This is a genomic window from Deltaproteobacteria bacterium (genome assembly GCA_028818775.1).
GTDB lineage: Bacteria > Desulfobacterota > Binatia > UBA9968 > JAJDTQ01 > JAJDTQ01.
In genome coordinates this window covers 1-14,941 of sequence record JAPPNE010000129.1, presented here as the reverse complement: position 1 = coordinate 14,941, position 14,941 = coordinate 1, and the positions used below count along the sequence as shown (strand labels likewise).

Genomic DNA, 14,941 nt, shown 5'->3' with positions numbered 1-14,941 from the left:
CATTCGAAAGAACCGGGCAGGACCTTGGAGTTTGTAGTCGCGCGGCGAGACCTTGTCAAGACGGAAGGTCTCTCCGATGCGTAAGCCTCCGGACCGGATCGGGCTTCACCCGACGCCGGCCGCCTTCATGTCTTCGATGTAGGCCTTGAACCCTTCCTCCACGGTGAACTCGGGCTCCCAGCCGAGCACTTCCTTGGCGCGGGTGATGACCATGGGCTGTTTCGAGGAGCGCGGCGGCTTGCCGGGAATGATTTCCACGTCCAGCTTCGGCAGAAGCCCTTGCACCAGGGAAACCAAGTCGTCGAAGGTGACCACCACGCCGGTGCCGATGTTGAAGGTGGTCTCCGCCGGGGCGGGAATGGTGGCGGCCAACTCGAGGGCCCGGCCCACGTCCTTGAAGTAAACGTACTCGAAGTCGCGCGTGGATTCCTGCGGGATGTGGGCGACGCGCCCGGTCAGGCCGGACTCCACGAGGTTCTGCAGCATTTCGCCGCCGGCGGAGCCGCCCGCGAAGTGCCCGAAGCCGAACACGTTGGCGAGCCGCAGCACAATGAGCTCGAAGCCGTAGAGCCGCTGGTAGGCCTCCACCATGAGTTCCTTGGCCACCTTGGAGTTGCCGTAGGCGTTGCCGTCGCCCCGGTTGAACCCTTCTCCGATGGGCTCGTCGCCCTCCATGCGGCGGTTGTACACGCCCATGGTGCTGATCTGGATCAGCCGCTTCACGCCGGTGAGGCGCACTGCCTCGGCCACGTTGACGGTGCCCATGACGTTGATCTGGAGACCGCTGTAGACGGGGTTGGCCACCGCGCCGCCGATGAGGCCGGCGGTGTGCAGCACCGTATCCACCTCGTGGGTCTGCATGGCGTCGATCAGCGCCGGCAGGTCCCGGATGTCGCGCTTCAGCACGGTCACGTCCACCTTGCCCAGCTTGCGTTCGAGGAAATCCATCCGCGGCGCCATGTCGTAAAAGACAATCTTCTCGCCCCGTTGCAGCGCGCGTTGCGCGAAGGCGGTGCCCACGAGGCCGATGCCGGTTATCAGAGTGCTCATTATGACTCCCTTCTCGATGGTTTGGTGTCCTGCGCTACAAACAGGCTCTACGTGCAACAACCCCCGCGAGCTGTCAAGGCGCCGCGCCTCGCGGTCCGTCTGTCGACCGTCCGTGCACCGCGTCATGCCGGCCCGCTCACGGCCACCACCCAGTCGTCTTCGACGCGGCGCACCGCGGCGCGCACGCCGTAAACCTCGGCCATCCGTTCCGGCGTCAGCGTTTCCTCGGGCGGTCCGTCCGCGACGATCCGCCCGCCAGAGATCCACGCCAGGCGGTCCGCGAAGCGCGCGGCCAGGGCGGCCTCGTGCAGTACCACCAGCGCGCAGTTGCCGGCGTCCGCGTATGCGCGGATCAGGCGCATCACCTGGTATTGGTGGAGCGGATCCAGCGCTTCCGTGGGTTCGTCGACAAGCAGGACCGGCGTTTCCGCGGCCATGGCCCGGGCCAGGTGGACGCGGGAGAGTTCCCCTCCGGAGAGGGTATCGCACCGGCGGTCGGCCAGGGCGTCCAGGTCACAGGCGGACAGCGTACGTTCCACCGTCGCCGCATCTTCGTCGCCGAGCCGTCCGGGTGAAGCGCCGTGGGCGAAGCGTCCCAAGGCCACGACGTCACGCACCCGGACGGGCCACGCTAGCGGCCGCGACTGCGGGAGATAGGCGATGCGCCGGGCGCGTTCGGCCGCGGGCAGACGCGCGGGGTCGTCGCCGCCGGCGGTGACGCTGCCTCCGTCGCGTTTCACCAGCCCCAGGACGGCGCGAAGCAACACGGTCTTGCCGGCGCCGTTGGGCCCGAGCACGACGACCATCTCGCCCGGCGCTGCCTGCAAGGACACGTCTTGCAGCACGGCACGCCGAGCGAGCGTCACGTCGATTCCGTGGATCGACAACTCAGCCACTGGGTACCCGCCTCGCGGCGACGATCCATATGAAGACCGGCGCTCCCAGCAGCGCCGCCACCACGCCGAGCTTGAGCTCCGTGTCGGTGGGGGCCACCCTCACACCGATGTCCGCCAACACGAGAATGAGCCCCGCGAGCAAAGCCGACGGCGCCAGCGTGCGCGCCGGGTCGTAATTCACCAGGGGCCGCACCAGGTGGGGTGCGACGATGCCGACGAAGCCGATGGCCCCCGCAATGGCCACGGCGGCGCCGGTGGCCAGCCCCGCGCCCAACACCACGAGCCGCCGGGTCCGGGGCAGGTCGAGCCCCACCCCCGCCGCCGCTTCCTCACCCAGGGTCAGCGCCGAAAGGCCGCGTCGGCCGGCGGCGAGGACTGCCAGACCCGCCACCAGGAAGGGCGCGGTGGGCACGAGGTCAGCGAAGCTCCGGTTGGCCACGGTGCCCAGCATCCAGTTGAGCATGTCGGACAGCGAGAACGGGTGCGGCGCGAGATTCATCAGCAAGGCCGTCAGCGCCCCGGCGAAGCTCGACAGCCCGACTCCGACCAGGATCAGCGTGACCACCGAGCCCACGCGCGGTGCCGCCGCCGTCAGCAGGACCGTGGCCGCCAGGGCGCCCGCTATGGCGGCCATGGGCAGCGCCAGGGCGCCGGCGCTCGCAAGGCCGTAGTAGATGACGAAGGTGGCGCCGAGGGCGGCGGTGGCGGAAACGCCGAGAACGCCGGGCTCGGCCAGCGGGTTGCGTAGAAGGCCCTGCAAGGCTGCGCCCGAGGCCCCCAGGGCCGCTCCCACCGCGAACGCCGCCACCGCCCGCGGCAAGCGGATCTCCCACACCACCACGCGGTCGCCGGCGGATGCGCCACCCGCCAGCGCGGTCAGGACGCGTTCGACGCCCAGGGGAGTGGACCCCACCAGGCACGCCGCCGCCAGAGCCAAGAGGGTGACGCCCGTCAGCGCCATGAGCAGGCTGCGGTCGCTCACGGCGCTGCCTGGGGGAGCTTGTCGTGAAGGGTCGCCAGGGCTGCCACCGCGTCGGCCAGGAACCACGCCCCGCACGAGGTGGTGGCGCCGTCGATGACCGCAGCCGGCACCGACCGCGCGGCGCGCCGGACGACGGGGTGGCGGAACGAGGTCCAGGCGTCGTCGTGACTCGTGCCCTTACCGAAGGCGGCCTTGGCGATCAGATCGGGGTTCTCGTAGGCCAGACGCTCAAGCGGAATCGGCCGCCACCCGGGGCGCGACTGGAAGTTGTCGAGGCCCGCGGCCGCGAACAGGTCGTCCACCAAGGTGCCGGGCCCGGCCGTATAGCCGGCCGGCGTCATGTACAGCGCTCGGCTGCCGAGTGCATGGACTCGCGCCGCCCGGAGCCGCGCGTCCATCCCGGCGATCAACGTTTCGCCGCGTTCCGGCGCGCCGAGCCCTCGGGCCGCGTGCCGGATCACCGCCCGGGCGCCGTCGATGTCATCGGCGAACCCTATCTGCAGCACCGGCACGCCGGCCCGCTCGAAGAACCCCCGCGCATTGGGTCCGCCGCCATAGGAACGGACCACCAGGTCCGGCTGGAGGGCCAGCACGTCCTCGGCCCGGGGCCGCACCGCCGGCAACCCCGCGGCGGCCGCTCGCATGTAGGAGAAGGCCGCAACGGCGTCCGGCGAAACCGCCGCGATGTCGCCGCGCTCGGCCAGCCCGAGCACGAACTGGTCCGCGCAATAGTCCAGGCTCACGATACGGCGCGCGGTCGAGCGGACTGTTGGCGACTCCGTGCAGGCAACGAGGACAACGCAGACGGTCAGCGCCAGCGTGACCGGCTTCGCCGCCAAGGCCAAACGCTGCTGCGGCCGTCGGGTCTGGCGCGGCGTCAACTCATCCCCTTTCCGTGGTCTTAATTTTTCTCACGCGGTGCCGAAAAGACGTTTCTGTAGGGGTGGAACCTACGCCGGGCAATGGCCGTCGTCAAGCTGGTAGTACAAGAACCGGGTTGTCCTTCTTATCGTCACCGGATAGACTCCCCGCACCCATCACCCGGGAAAGGACGGAGGGATATGATCATTCCGACGGAACCCATCGGCAGCATTCCACGGCCCGGCTACCTCATCGAGGCCATGGGCGCCCACGGCGCAGGACAGCTTGGCGACGCGGGGCTTGGATGACCAGGCACAAGCCGTTCTCGTGCCCACCGGAAGGTGACTCGTGTTCCATGTTCCGCCCGTCTCCCACGCGCTCGACGACGCGATCCGGCGCGCCATCGACGGCAAGACCAAGCCCTTGGGCGCCTTGGGAGTGCTGGAGAACGTCGCGGCGCAGATCGCGCGCATCCAGAACACCCTGACTCCAAGGCTGCGCCACTGCCGTCTCACCATCTTCGCCGGCGACCACGGAATCGCCGGCGAGGGTGTGTCTCCCTATCCGCAAACCGTGACCCGTCAGATGGTCGCCAACTTCCTTGCCGGCGGCGCGGCCGCCAACGTGTTCGCCCGCGCCAACGGCGTGGACCTGCAGGTGGTGGACGCCGGAGTCGCCGGTGAACCCATGGAGGCGCCGGGGCTCGTGTCGCGGCGCATCGCCGCGGGCACGCGCAACTGCGCGGTGGAGCCGGCCATGTCCCCGGAGCAATGCGAAGAAGCCCTGCGCGCCGGCGAGGCCCTCGGCGCGGCGGTGGCGGCGGACGCCGCTGCCTTCGGCGAGATGGGAATCGGCAACACTTCCTCGGCCACGCTGGTGGCACACAAGCTTACGGGCGCCGGGCTGGACTCGCTCGTGGGGCGCGGCGCCGGCCTCGACGACGCCGGTCTGGAGCGCAAGCGTGAGATCCTTGATCGCGCGGCCCGGCGTACCGCCGCGCGGCTGGACGGCCAGGACGCGTTGCGGGAATACGGCGGCTTCGAGATGGTCATGATGGCGGGAGCCATGGTGGGAGCGGCCCGCGCCGGGGCGGTGGTGCTGGTGGACGGGTTCATCGCCGGCGCGGTCGCCCTGGCCGCGGTGCGTTTGGCGCCCGCGCTGCGGGAGTACCTCGTGTTCGCCCACCGGTCCGCCGAGCACGGTCACGGCGCGGTGCTGCTGGCGTTGGACGCACGCCCGCTGCTGGCCCTGGACATGCGCCTCGGTGAAGGCACCGGCGCGCTGCTCGCCTGGCCGGTGCTCAAGTGTGCGGCGGCCATGCTTTCGGAGATGGCAAGCTTCGAGAGCGCCGGGGTGAGCGGTCCGGCGTGATGCGGCGGGCTGGTAGAAGTCCAGCTCGGGGACGATCCCGATAAGCTGTCCGTCGTTCGGCGCTTGGACCAAATCCGATTGTTGCCGCCGAGCAAGTTGGCGTCCTTCGACTTCGCTTCGCTACGCTCAGGACGAACGGGTGTCCGTGTTTCCCTGGAGGATTGCGCGGGGTGCGTGAAGAACTGGCGGTGTTTCTCTTGGCGGTGCAGTTTCTCACGCGCGTTCCGGTGTCGTCGGCCGACCTCTTCACCGAGGCGCGCTTTGCCGCCGCTACCCGATACTATCCTCTGGTGGGTGCTCTGGTGGGCGCGGTCGCGGGCGTGGTGTTTTGGTTCGCGCACTTGGTCTTTCCCATAACGCTGTCGGTGGTTCTCGCAACCACTGCGGTGCTCCTGGTCACCGGCGCGTTCCACGAGGACGGGTTCGCCGACGCCTGCGACGGCCTCGGCGGCGGCGCCACGCGCGAGCAGGCACTGGAGATCATGCGTGACAGCCGCCTCGGCACCTACGGCGCGGCCGGCCTCGGCCTGATGCTGGCCGCCAAGATACTGGCGCTGGGGGCCGCGCCGGCGGTGGTGATCCCGTGGCTCCTGGTGGCGGCCCACGCCGCGAGCCGCGCCTCGGCGGTGCTCGCCATTGCGACGGGCCGGTACGTGCGGGAGGCCGGCGCGGCCAAGCCGGTGGCGGACGGCGTGGCGCCGGCCGGTCTGGCTCTGGCGCTAGCCACTGGGGCCGCGGCCGTGGCGGTGCTGTGGCATCTGGCATCCCCGGCGGCGATGCTGGCCGGTTTCATCGGGCTTGCGATCGGTCACGTCGTCATGCGTGGATTGTACGAACGAAAACTCGGCGGTTATACGGGGGACTGCCTCGGCGCCGTGCAACAGACCAGCGAGTTGGGGCTCTACCTCGGCGTCGTCGCGGTTTTGTAGGCGCGGTCAAAACTGATGAGAAAAGGACCTTCTGAAACATCATTCCCGCGGAACAGGCTGTGTCAAAACACCACTTCCCAGCGACGAAAGTCCAATCCGTCATTCCCGCGAAAGCGGGAATCCAGGGGCGGTGGTGGGGCGCTACAGCGGCGTTTCCCGGCCTCACCCCTCCTGGATTCCCGCCCCCGATCGGGGTCGAGGGCATGCTTTCGCGGGAATGACGTTTCAGGGGGTTGTTGCCTTTCTCAGAAGGGGTTTTGACACAGCCTGTTTTGCGGGAATGACGGTAAGGGGGCGTCGGCGCCATGTTGTATCCGAGTGGGGTTCGACACAGCCTGGAACGCGGGAATCCAGGGGTGGGGAGGGTATCCGGCACCATGCGCTTGATTCTCATTCGTCATACCCGGCCCGCTGTCGCGGATAACGTGTGTTACGGCGTCACGGACGTAGACGTGGCGCCGACGTTCGAGGAGGATACGGCGCGCGTGTTGGCGACCCTGCCGGCGGTGGAGCGGCTGGTGACCAGCCCGTTGCGCCGTTGCGCACGGCTGGCGGAACGGATCGGCGCGGCTCGCGGTCTCGTCCCGGTGGTCGACAACAGGATTAGGGAGATGGACTTCGGTCGTTGGGAGCGCTTGCCGTGGAGTGCCATCGACCGGACGGAGCTGGACGCGTGGGCGGCGGACTTCCTTCACGCACGGCCCCACGGCGGCGAGAGCGTGGCGATGGTATCAGAGCGGGTCAGTTCCGCGCTGGCCGACTACCGCCGGAGCGGCGTGTCTCATGCGGTGGTGACTCACGCGGGTATCATCAAGGCCGCGCGGGCCGCGGCAGGCTGCGCGGACGCATGGATGACATCGGCGGGTTTCGGCGATGCGGTGCACATCGAGTTTCCGGCCGAACCGGAACGCTCACCATCGGGTCCGCGCGAGGTGGAGTCGTGGGATTGAGCTCCTTCCAGCCGCGGCACGGCGGCGATCTTGCGGCTGCCCAGCGGACATTCGGCTCGCCGCCGTGCGGATGGCTTGATCTCTCCACCGGCGTCAACCCCTGGCCCTATCCGTACGGCACCATCAGCCCGGAAACCCTGACCCGCTTGCCGCAGGATGACGCGATGGCGGCGTTGCTGGCGGCGGCGCGGGAGGCCTATGGGATTGCGCCCGCCCGTGGTCTGGCGGCGGCTCCGGGAAGTCAGGCGTTGTTCCAGTTGCTGCCAACCATGAGGACCCTGTGCCGGGTGGCGGTCCTGGCGCCCACCTACGACGAACATGCCGTCGCATGGCGCCGCCTGGGGCACGTCGTGGAAGAGGTCGGCTCGCTCGGGGAACGTCCCGACGCCGACGTGGTCGTGGTGGTCAACCCCAACAATCCCGACGGCCGCACCACGGACCGGAAGACGCTGGCGCGAGCGGCCGAGGAACTGGCGCGACGCGGCGGCTGGCTCGTCGTCGACGAAACCTTTGCGGACGTCGCGCCCGATGTCAGCCTGGCATCGGCTCCGGGCTTTCCCAATACGTTGATCGTGCGCTCTTTCGGCAAGTTCTTCGGCCTCCCCGGCTTGCGGCTGGGCTTCGTGGCCGGCCCGCCAACGCTGGTGGACGGCATCGCGCGGCGTCTGGGCCCCTGGGCCGTCTCCGGGCCCGCCCTGGAGATCGGCAGGCAGGCGCTGGCCGACACGGACTGGATCGTCCGCACCCGCGCCCGGCTGGCGGAGATGAGGCTACAGCTTGACAGCGTTCTCTCGGGAGCCGGCCTGACCCTTGTCGGCGGCACCGATCTGTTCCGGTTGGTGGAAACGGCCGGAGCCCGTGACCTCTCTCACCGCCTCGGCCGGGCCGGGATCCTGGTCCGGTCCTTCGATCGTCATCCAGGCTGGCTCAGGATCGGTCTGCCCCCGTCGGCGGATGCTCTGCAACGGCTTTCGGCGGAGTTGAAGGGGGCTTGGTGAGGCCGGGAGACTAGCCGAGCGTCTTGCGCCGACGGACCGATGTGAACCTCTCCGACACCGCATCTCTTTTGCTGGCGGCGATGGTGTTCGACGCCTTCATCGGGGATCCCCGCTGGCTATACCGGGTTGTCCCGCATCCTACGGTGGTCGTGGGCCGGGTGCTGGCGTTCTGCGACGGCCGATTGAATCGCCCCGCCTTCGGCCGCGCGGGCCGCCGCGCCGCGGGAGCCATCTCCACGGTGGCCGTCGTCGCCTCGTGCGGCGTGCTGGCGGCGCTGATCAGTGCCGGCCTGAGCGGATGGCCGGTCGGATTCTGGGTGGAGGCTCTGCTGGTCTCGGTACTGATTGCCCAGAATAGCCTATACCGGCATGTCGTCGACGTCGCCCGGGCGCTGGAGCGCGACGGCGTCGATGCCGGCCGGAGCGCCGTCGCCCACATCGTTGGCCGCGACCCCGAATCCCTGGATGCCCACGGCGTAGCCCGGGGCGCCGTCGAATCGCTGGCCGAGAACTTCAGCGACGGCGTGGTGGCGCCGGTCCTGTGGGGTCTGCTTCTCGGCCTGCCGGGCATCGCGGCCTACAAGGCGCTCAACACCGCCGACAGCATGATCGGCCACCACGACCACCGTTACCGGGACTTCGGCTGGGCGGCGGCGCGCCTGGACGACGTCGCCAACTGGGTGCCGGCGCGCGTCGCCGGCGTCCTGTTGGCCGTTGCCGGCGCACCATCGAAGGCCGGCAGCGCGATGCACGGCCTGAAGATCATGTGGCGGGATGGCGGCACCCACCGCTCGGTCAACGGCGGCTATCCGGAGGGCGCCATGGCCGGCGTGTTGGGCTTGCGTCTGGCCGGACCGCGCCGATACCGGGGCGTCGTGACCGCCGACCCGTGGCTGGGCGACGGCGCCGCCGAGGCGACCGCCGCCGACATCCGGCGCGCGCTCCGCGTCTATGTCGGCGCCTGCCTGCTCCTGGCCGTGCTGGTGGGAGCGCTGTTCGCCGCGTTGTGGTTTCTGGCTGGGGCGCCCGTGCCCGCGTCCAACGCCATGGCGTAGTCGAGAACGGCGCGATGCTTTAACGCCCGTGGTTGCAGGTGTTATATTTGTGGCTTACCAAGGCGCTTTGCGAGCGGCTTGACCGCGAGACCGCCAACCCATCGCGGTGGAGAAGGACGGAGGCATCAAATGGACCGAATCGCCGTTGATCCGAGAATTCACTTCGGTAAACCATGCGTCGCCGGCACGCGCATTGCGGTGCAGGATGTCCTGGAACTCGTTGACGAGGACATCCCCTTCAACCAGATCATTCGCGACTACTATCCGGACCTGACCGTCGAGGATGTCCATGCGTGTATCCGCTACGCGATCGCCCTGGTCGGTGCCGAGGACATTCGCCTGCGCCCGGCGACCGGGTAGATAGGACGCCGTGCACACCGAACTTGCCGAAGTGTTGCAACTCTACGGCGAGCTGGAGTTGGCACTGGTATTCGTTGTCCACGGGAAACGCGTCGGCATGGAACTCCACCTCTGAGCGCGGCCGGTCGCAGCCTCCATTTGTGCATTTCAAGGCAATTTAGGCCAAGATGCCGGACGCCCATGACGGCAACAGCAAGGGCGAATGGACCGTCAGGCTGCGGACCGAGGAAGACGTGCGGCTCTTGCTCACGCACCTGTAGAAGAAATATGCCAAACCGGTAGCACGAGAGGGATGCTGTGAGTCTCCCTGGTCGAAAAGCAGCTTCAAGTCGTTGCCGCCGTTCTCAGCGCTTTCGCCTCGTGTTCGAGCACCGCGCGGACCTGTTGCTCATTGACGCCCGGGAACCACTCGACGAACTGGTCGATCGTGGCGCCACCGGCGAGGTTCTCGTACAGCGCGGACAATGGAATCCGTGTTCCCGCAAACACCCACGCGCCGCTGACTTTTCCCGGCTTCCGTTCCACGGCCGGGCACGTGTCCCAATTCGTCATTGCGAGTGCCTCCGTTCGGATTGCAGAGCGGCAGGAACCCTCAAGTACCCGGACTCGACTGTGACTATGCTCGTCTCCGTGAAGGAATACTACCCGGAGTCAGTTGGCTAGTTCAGAACGAGCCACTGCAACCGTATCGTGAGTTGCCGACGCTGAACCGTCCAGCCGTTCAGCGGTCAAATCTACGGTCAGCCGCGTGCCGGTCGCTTCCGCGTAGCGGCGTAAGGCTTCGCCGCTATGCGGGAACCCGCCCGGCGGCAGGTCGTTGCGGCCTCGCCTACTCGGCCGCCGCCAGCAGCCGGTTGATGTCGAGGGCCTCTTCGAAGGCGTTGGCCACAGCGTCCAAGGCTTTTTCCACGCCGGCTTCGTAGGCCGGACCGGATGCACCGTTAACGCCCAGGGAACGGAGGAACTCGCGGCGGAAGGCGTCGCCGGCCAGGAGCCCGTGGACGTAGCAGCCCATGACTCTTCCATCCGCGGACACGCGCCCGGGATCGTGTCCCTCGCCCTCGGGTACGAGGAAAGGCCGGGAGGCGTCGCCGCCAGTGCTCTTGCCGACATGCATCTCGTAGCCCGTGAAGGACGCGTGCACGGTCGCGCCGACTCCCGCGACCTGTCTGAGCGTCTTGGCGCCGGTGAGCATGGTCTCGTGTTCCAGGAAGCCCAGCCCCGGTTCCTCGCCCGGCGGCCCTTCGATGCCTTGCGGGTCCGCCACCCTTCGTCCGAGCATCTGGTATCCGGCGCAGATGCCCAGCACCGCGCCGCCCCGGCGGCGGTGGGCGAGAAGGTCGATATCCCATCCCTCGCGCCTGAAGGCCCGCAGGTCGGAAAGGGTGGCCTTGGAGCCCGGCAGAATGACTAGGTCGGCATCGCCCGGGAGCGGGCGGCCGGGCGCCACCATGTCCACCGCTACCGCCGGTTCGGCCAGCAGCGGATCGAAGTCGTCGAAGTTGGCGATGTGCGGCAGCCGCGGAACGGCGATGCGGAAGGCTCCGCCGCGAACCCGCGGCGGGCGGTTGTCCAGGGAGAAGGCATCCTCCTGCGGCAGGCGCAGTGCGGCGCGGAGATAGGGAATAATGCCGAAGCACGGCAGCCCGGTGCGCGCGGTGATGATGCGGAGCCCGCCGGCGAACAGGCCCACGTCACCGCGGAACCGGTTGATCAGGTACCCTCGGAGCAGCGTGCGCTCGTTGTCCGGAAGAAGTTCCCAGGTGCCTACCAGGTTGGCGATGACTCCGCCCCGGTCGATGTCCGCCACCAGCACCACCGGTACTTGCGCAGCGGCGGCGAAGCCCATGTTGGCGATGTCGTGGGTACGCAGGTTGACCTCGGCGGCGCTGCCCGCGCCTTCCACCAGGACGAAGTCCGCCGCGGACCTCAGCCGCTCGAAGCTCTCCAGGACCACGGGCATCAGCTCCTGCTTCACCTCCTGGAAGTCTTGCGCGTCGTGGTTGCCGCGCACCTTGCCGCGGACCACCACTTGGGCGCCGACGTCGGACTGCGGCTTGAGCAGCACCGGGTTCATGTCCACCGACGGCGCCACCCCACAGGCCCTGGCCTGAAGCGCCTGGGCGCGGCCGACCTCGCCCCCGTCCGGGGTCACGGCGGCATTGTTGGACATGTTCTGCGGCTTGAACGGGCGCACGGCGTATCCCCGGCGCGTCAGCACACGGCAGAGGCCGGCGGTGACCAGCGACTTGCCGGCGTCCGACGCTGTCCCCTGGAACATGAGTGCGCGGGCAGGCATCAGTCGGGTGCCGGACCCTTGAGGGTCATGGGGATGCCGGCCGCCATGAAGTAAACGCGGCTCGCCACGCGTGCCACGGCCTGGTTGAGACGCCCGGCGTGATCGCGAAAGGCGCGCGCCATGGCGTTGTCCGGCACGATGCCGAGCCCCACCTCGTTGGCCACCAGCACCATCGGTCCGGGGGCGGTGGCGAGCGCTTCGAGGAGCGCTTCGCCGGCGGCGTCCACGTCATATTCGTGGTGCATGAGGTTGCCGAGCCAGACCGTGAGGCAGTCCACCAACAGGCCGGTGGCCGGCGCGCTTTCCCTCCGGATCACGGCGGACAGCTCAAGAGGTTCTTCGACGGTGCGCCAGCTTGGGCCTCGGCGGGTTCGGTGCAACGCGATGCGCTCCGCCATCTCGTCGTCCGTGACGGCCGCTGTGGCTACGTAAACGCGTTGAGCCCACCCCCTCGCGAGTCCCTCGGCGAAGGCGCTCTTGCCCGCGCGCGCCCCGCCCAGCACCAGCGCCAGGTCAGGTCTTGCCGAGGATACGTTCACGAGTGCACCTGCCTTGAAGAGCGGCGGTGTGCGATGCGTGGCCCTTCGGGGCGCTCTAGTGGCCGAGGGTGTCGTGATTCGAGCCGGTTGCGATGGTTCGGCCTCGCAGACACCGTCGCCTGAAACCGCAGCCGCGTCCGGTCTTCCTCACTGGTGGCCGAGCAGCACGTCTGTATAGGTCGGCAACGGCCAGAGACGGCTGTCCACCACCGCCTCGAGCCGGTCCGCGACATCCCGCGCCGCCTGCATGGCCGGTTTCAAGCTCTCGTGCGCGTAGGCCGCCGAGCGCGCAGGGGCGTCGTCGGGGAAGGCGTCCAAGGCCTCCGCGAGCCTGTCGGTTTCGGTAAGGAGCTTCTGGACGAGGTCCCTCTTCTCGTCGAATAGCTTGGCGGCGTAACCTGATTCGACGCCCGTGCGGGCATCGTCCATGGCCGCGGGCACGATCATCGTGCGCAGGATCTTCAACAGAGCGCGCGCCTCGATCCACAATTCTGAAGCGTAAGCTTCCTGCAGGATGCATTGCCGCGCCGCGATCTCGCGCTCGTTGAAGATGCCGAGGTCACCGAACAGCTTGACGTTCTTGGCCGAGGTCAGCTCCCCGTAGGCCTCGGGGCTGCTCCGGAGATGGATCAGCTCGTTCTTCGCGGCGTGTTCATGCAGATCTTCGGAGTAGCCGTCGCCGCTGAACAGCGCACCCTGGTTCTCCTTGATGGTCTCGCGAATGACCTGATCGACATCCTTGCCGGCTTCGATCTCGTCGCACATGTGCTTCAAGCTGTCGGCGAGCGCAGCGTTGACCATCGTGAGCGGGAATGCGATGTGCTGGTTCCCGCCCACGGCCCGGAACTCGAACCGGTTGCCGCACCAGGGGAACGGCGCGGTGCGGTTGCGGTCCTCCAGGGTGGCCCTGATGTCGGCGACCGGCGCCGATATCTCGATCTGCTTGTGCTGCGTGTCGTAGGCGGTGAACCGGCCGCCGTCGGCGACCTTCTTCACGTGCTCTTCCAGGAGCCGGCCGAGATGGAGCGTGATGATCGCCGGCGGCGCTTCCTGCGCGCCCAGCCGGTGATCGTTGCCGGCCGTCGACACCCCGCAGCGCAACAGATCGCCGTGCTTGTTGACTCCGCGCAAAAGTGCCGCCACGAAGGCGATGAAGCGGCGATTCTCGCTCTCGGTCTCGCCGGGCACGAACAGGTTCACACCGGTGTCCGTGTTGAGCCCCCAGTTGTTGTGCTTGCCGCTGCCGTTGATGCCGGCAAACGGCTTCTCGTGAAACAGGATGACGAACCCGTGATCGAACGCCAGATCGCGCAACACGTCCATCGCCAGCACGTTCGTGTCGGCGGCGAGGTTGGCCAGGTTGAAGATCGGCGAAATCTCGTGTTGGGCCGGCGCCACCTCGTTGTGCGTGCAGTGGATCGAGATGCCGAGCGCCCACATCTTCTCCCGTGCCTCGGCCATGTAGCGGTTTACGCGCGGCGACAACCGGGCGAAGTAGTTGGCCGACAACTCCTGGCCACGCAACGGCCGCGCGCCCAGCAGTGTGCGTCCGCAGGCCATCAGATCGGGCCGCGCCAGGTATTTCTCCCGGTCGATCAGGAAGAACTCCTGCTCCCAGCCGACATTGCACACGACCTGTTTGGCCTCGGTGTCGTCGCCGAGATACTGCAACAGCCGCAAGCTCAGGTCATTGACGGCCAGGTCGGCGCGCAACAGCGGTGTCTTCTGGTCGAGCGCCTCGCCGGTCCAGGAAACGAAGGCCGACGGGATATAGAGTGTCTCGCGATAGACGAACGGCGGCGAGCCCGTATCCCAGCCGATGTAGGCCGCGGCCTCATGGGTTTCGCGCAGGCCCCCGTTCGGAAAGGACGACCCGTCCGTTTCGGTCTGGAACAGCTCGGAGCCGGTCAGATTGATGATCAGCCGATCCGTCGCAAAATCCACCGCCACGAAGGTCTCGAGCTTCTCACCGTGAATCGGCCCGCGCATCGGCGAGAACCAATGCGAATAGCCGATGCAGCCCTTGGACTGGGCCCACTCCCGGATCGACAGCGCCAGGGCGTTCGCCTGGTCCTTCTCCATCGGCAGCCCGGTCGCCCGGCAGCGCGCAAAGGCGTAGTAGACATCCGGATCGACCAGTTTCTTCAGGATCCCGTCATCCAGCACATTGCTGTTCATGTTCGCGAAAGCCGACGGCAGAGCGGCCGTCTCGATCGGAGCCTCATAACTGAAGTGCTTCACGGCCACGGTTTCTTTCCTCCAACTAGTTTGCGGTTCGCGGGCCGGCCGGCCGGACAAACATTCTCAATGATGGCTTCGACAACACCGTTGCCTCGGCTACAGCAGTATCTGGTACCCAAAAGGGAATCAAAAGGAAAGGTCTCCGGGGGCCCGGACCCTGGAGAGGATCGCCCGCGCCACGGGCACCCGGCGTTCTTGACACCCCCAAGGGTTTTCCGTATTGCTGAATCCCACGGAGGACGCCATGAAAAGGACCCATGACATGGGCGGGGACACGGACGCGGGGGCCATCGACCGTACCGAGCACGCGATGGATGACTGGGAGGTTCTTGCCGATGCGCTGAACCAGGTGCTTGGGGTGAAGGGCATCAAGTGCACCGACGAGACCCGGCGCGCGCGCGAGGACATGG

At 67.9% G+C, this 14,941-nt stretch carries 14 protein-coding genes; 6 read left to right on the top strand and 8 right to left on the bottom strand.

All coding sequences use genetic code 11. The features are described 5' to 3' along the window. Nucleotides 1–105 precede the first annotated feature (105 nt). The 4 genes from OXU42_14020 to OXU42_14005 form a co-directional block, all read right to left on the bottom strand. Nucleotides 106–1,050, bottom strand: coding sequence for an NAD(P)-dependent oxidoreductase (locus tag OXU42_14020; GenBank protein ID MDE0030506.1), 945 nt, complete (start codon nucleotides 1,048–1,050; stop codon nucleotides 106–108). A gap of 122 nt (nucleotides 1,051–1,172) precedes the next feature. Further along, nucleotides 1,173–1,946, bottom strand: coding sequence for an ABC transporter ATP-binding protein (locus OXU42_14015; protein MDE0030505.1), 774 nt, complete (start codon nucleotides 1,944–1,946; stop codon nucleotides 1,173–1,175). Next, nucleotides 1,939–2,907: an iron ABC transporter permease gene (locus tag OXU42_14010; GenBank protein ID MDE0030504.1), complete on the bottom strand. Its 969-nt coding sequence runs from the start codon at nucleotides 2,905–2,907 to the stop codon at nucleotides 1,939–1,941. Before OXU42_14010 ends, OXU42_14015 begins: the two co-directional genes overlap by 8 nt. Nucleotides 2,908–2,924: 17 nt before the next feature. Next, nucleotides 2,925–3,671, bottom strand: coding sequence for an ABC transporter substrate-binding protein (locus OXU42_14005; protein MDE0030503.1), 747 nt, complete (start codon nucleotides 3,669–3,671; stop codon nucleotides 2,925–2,927). 466 nt (nucleotides 3,672–4,137) lie between these two features. Between OXU42_14005 and cobT the strand changes: the two genes are divergently transcribed. From cobT to OXU42_13975, 6 genes are all read left to right on the top strand, one after another. Then, nucleotides 4,138–5,160 carry a nicotinate-nucleotide--dimethylbenzimidazole phosphoribosyltransferase gene (gene cobT / locus OXU42_14000; protein MDE0030502.1) on the top strand — a complete coding sequence of 341 codons (1,023 nt, stop codon included), beginning with the start codon at nucleotides 4,138–4,140 and terminating at the stop codon, nucleotides 5,158–5,160. Between the two features lie 170 nt (nucleotides 5,161–5,330). Further along, nucleotides 5,331–6,089, top strand: a complete 759-nt coding sequence (locus OXU42_13995; protein ID MDE0030501.1) for an adenosylcobinamide-GDP ribazoletransferase — start codon at nucleotides 5,331–5,333, stop codon at nucleotides 6,087–6,089. A 377-nt stretch (nucleotides 6,090–6,466) separates the two neighbouring features. Further along, nucleotides 6,467–7,039 (top strand): alpha-ribazole phosphatase family protein, encoded by a 573-nt coding sequence (locus tag OXU42_13990; GenBank protein MDE0030500.1) that lies wholly within the window; start codon nucleotides 6,467–6,469, stop codon nucleotides 7,037–7,039. After that, the gene (gene cobD, locus OXU42_13985; GenBank protein ID MDE0030499.1) at nucleotides 7,030–8,037 is read left to right on the top strand and encodes a threonine-phosphate decarboxylase CobD; all 1,008 of its coding nucleotides are present in this window, start codon (nucleotides 7,030–7,032) and stop codon (nucleotides 8,035–8,037) included. Before OXU42_13990 ends, cobD begins: the two co-directional genes overlap by 10 nt. 23 nt (nucleotides 8,038–8,060) lie before the next feature. Beyond that, nucleotides 8,061–9,092 (top strand): adenosylcobinamide-phosphate synthase CbiB, encoded by a 1,032-nt coding sequence (cbiB, locus tag OXU42_13980; protein ID MDE0030498.1) that lies wholly within the window; start codon nucleotides 8,061–8,063, stop codon nucleotides 9,090–9,092. A 129-nt stretch (nucleotides 9,093–9,221) separates the two neighbouring features. Continuing rightward, nucleotides 9,222–9,452, top strand: a complete 231-nt coding sequence (locus OXU42_13975) for a DUF433 domain-containing protein (GenBank protein MDE0030497.1) — start codon at nucleotides 9,222–9,224, stop codon at nucleotides 9,450–9,452. A gap of 324 nt (nucleotides 9,453–9,776) precedes the next feature. Here OXU42_13975 and OXU42_13970 read toward each other — a convergent pair whose 3' ends face one another. The 4 genes from OXU42_13970 to OXU42_13955 all read right to left on the bottom strand — a co-directional run bounded on the left by OXU42_13970 (nucleotide 9,777) and on the right by OXU42_13955 (nucleotide 14,537). Continuing rightward, entirely contained in the window at nucleotides 9,777–10,004 is a 228-nt protein-coding gene (locus OXU42_13970; protein ID MDE0030496.1) for a DUF433 domain-containing protein, read from the bottom strand. A 277-nt stretch (nucleotides 10,005–10,281) separates the two neighbouring features. Next, nucleotides 10,282–11,751: a cobyric acid synthase gene (locus OXU42_13965; protein MDE0030495.1), complete on the bottom strand. Its 1,470-nt coding sequence runs from the start codon at nucleotides 11,749–11,751 to the stop codon at nucleotides 10,282–10,284. Further along, the gene (gene cobU / locus OXU42_13960) at nucleotides 11,751–12,290 is read right to left on the bottom strand and encodes a bifunctional adenosylcobinamide kinase/adenosylcobinamide-phosphate guanylyltransferase (protein ID MDE0030494.1); all 540 of its coding nucleotides are present in this window, start codon (nucleotides 12,288–12,290) and stop codon (nucleotides 11,751–11,753) included. The genes OXU42_13965 and cobU overlap by 1 nt, the downstream gene beginning before the upstream one ends. Nucleotides 12,291–12,437: 147 nt before the next feature. Next, the gene (locus OXU42_13955; GenBank protein ID MDE0030493.1) at nucleotides 12,438–14,537 is read right to left on the bottom strand and encodes a glutamine synthetase III; all 2,100 of its coding nucleotides are present in this window, start codon (nucleotides 14,535–14,537) and stop codon (nucleotides 12,438–12,440) included. Nucleotides 14,538–14,941 lie beyond the last annotated feature (404 nt).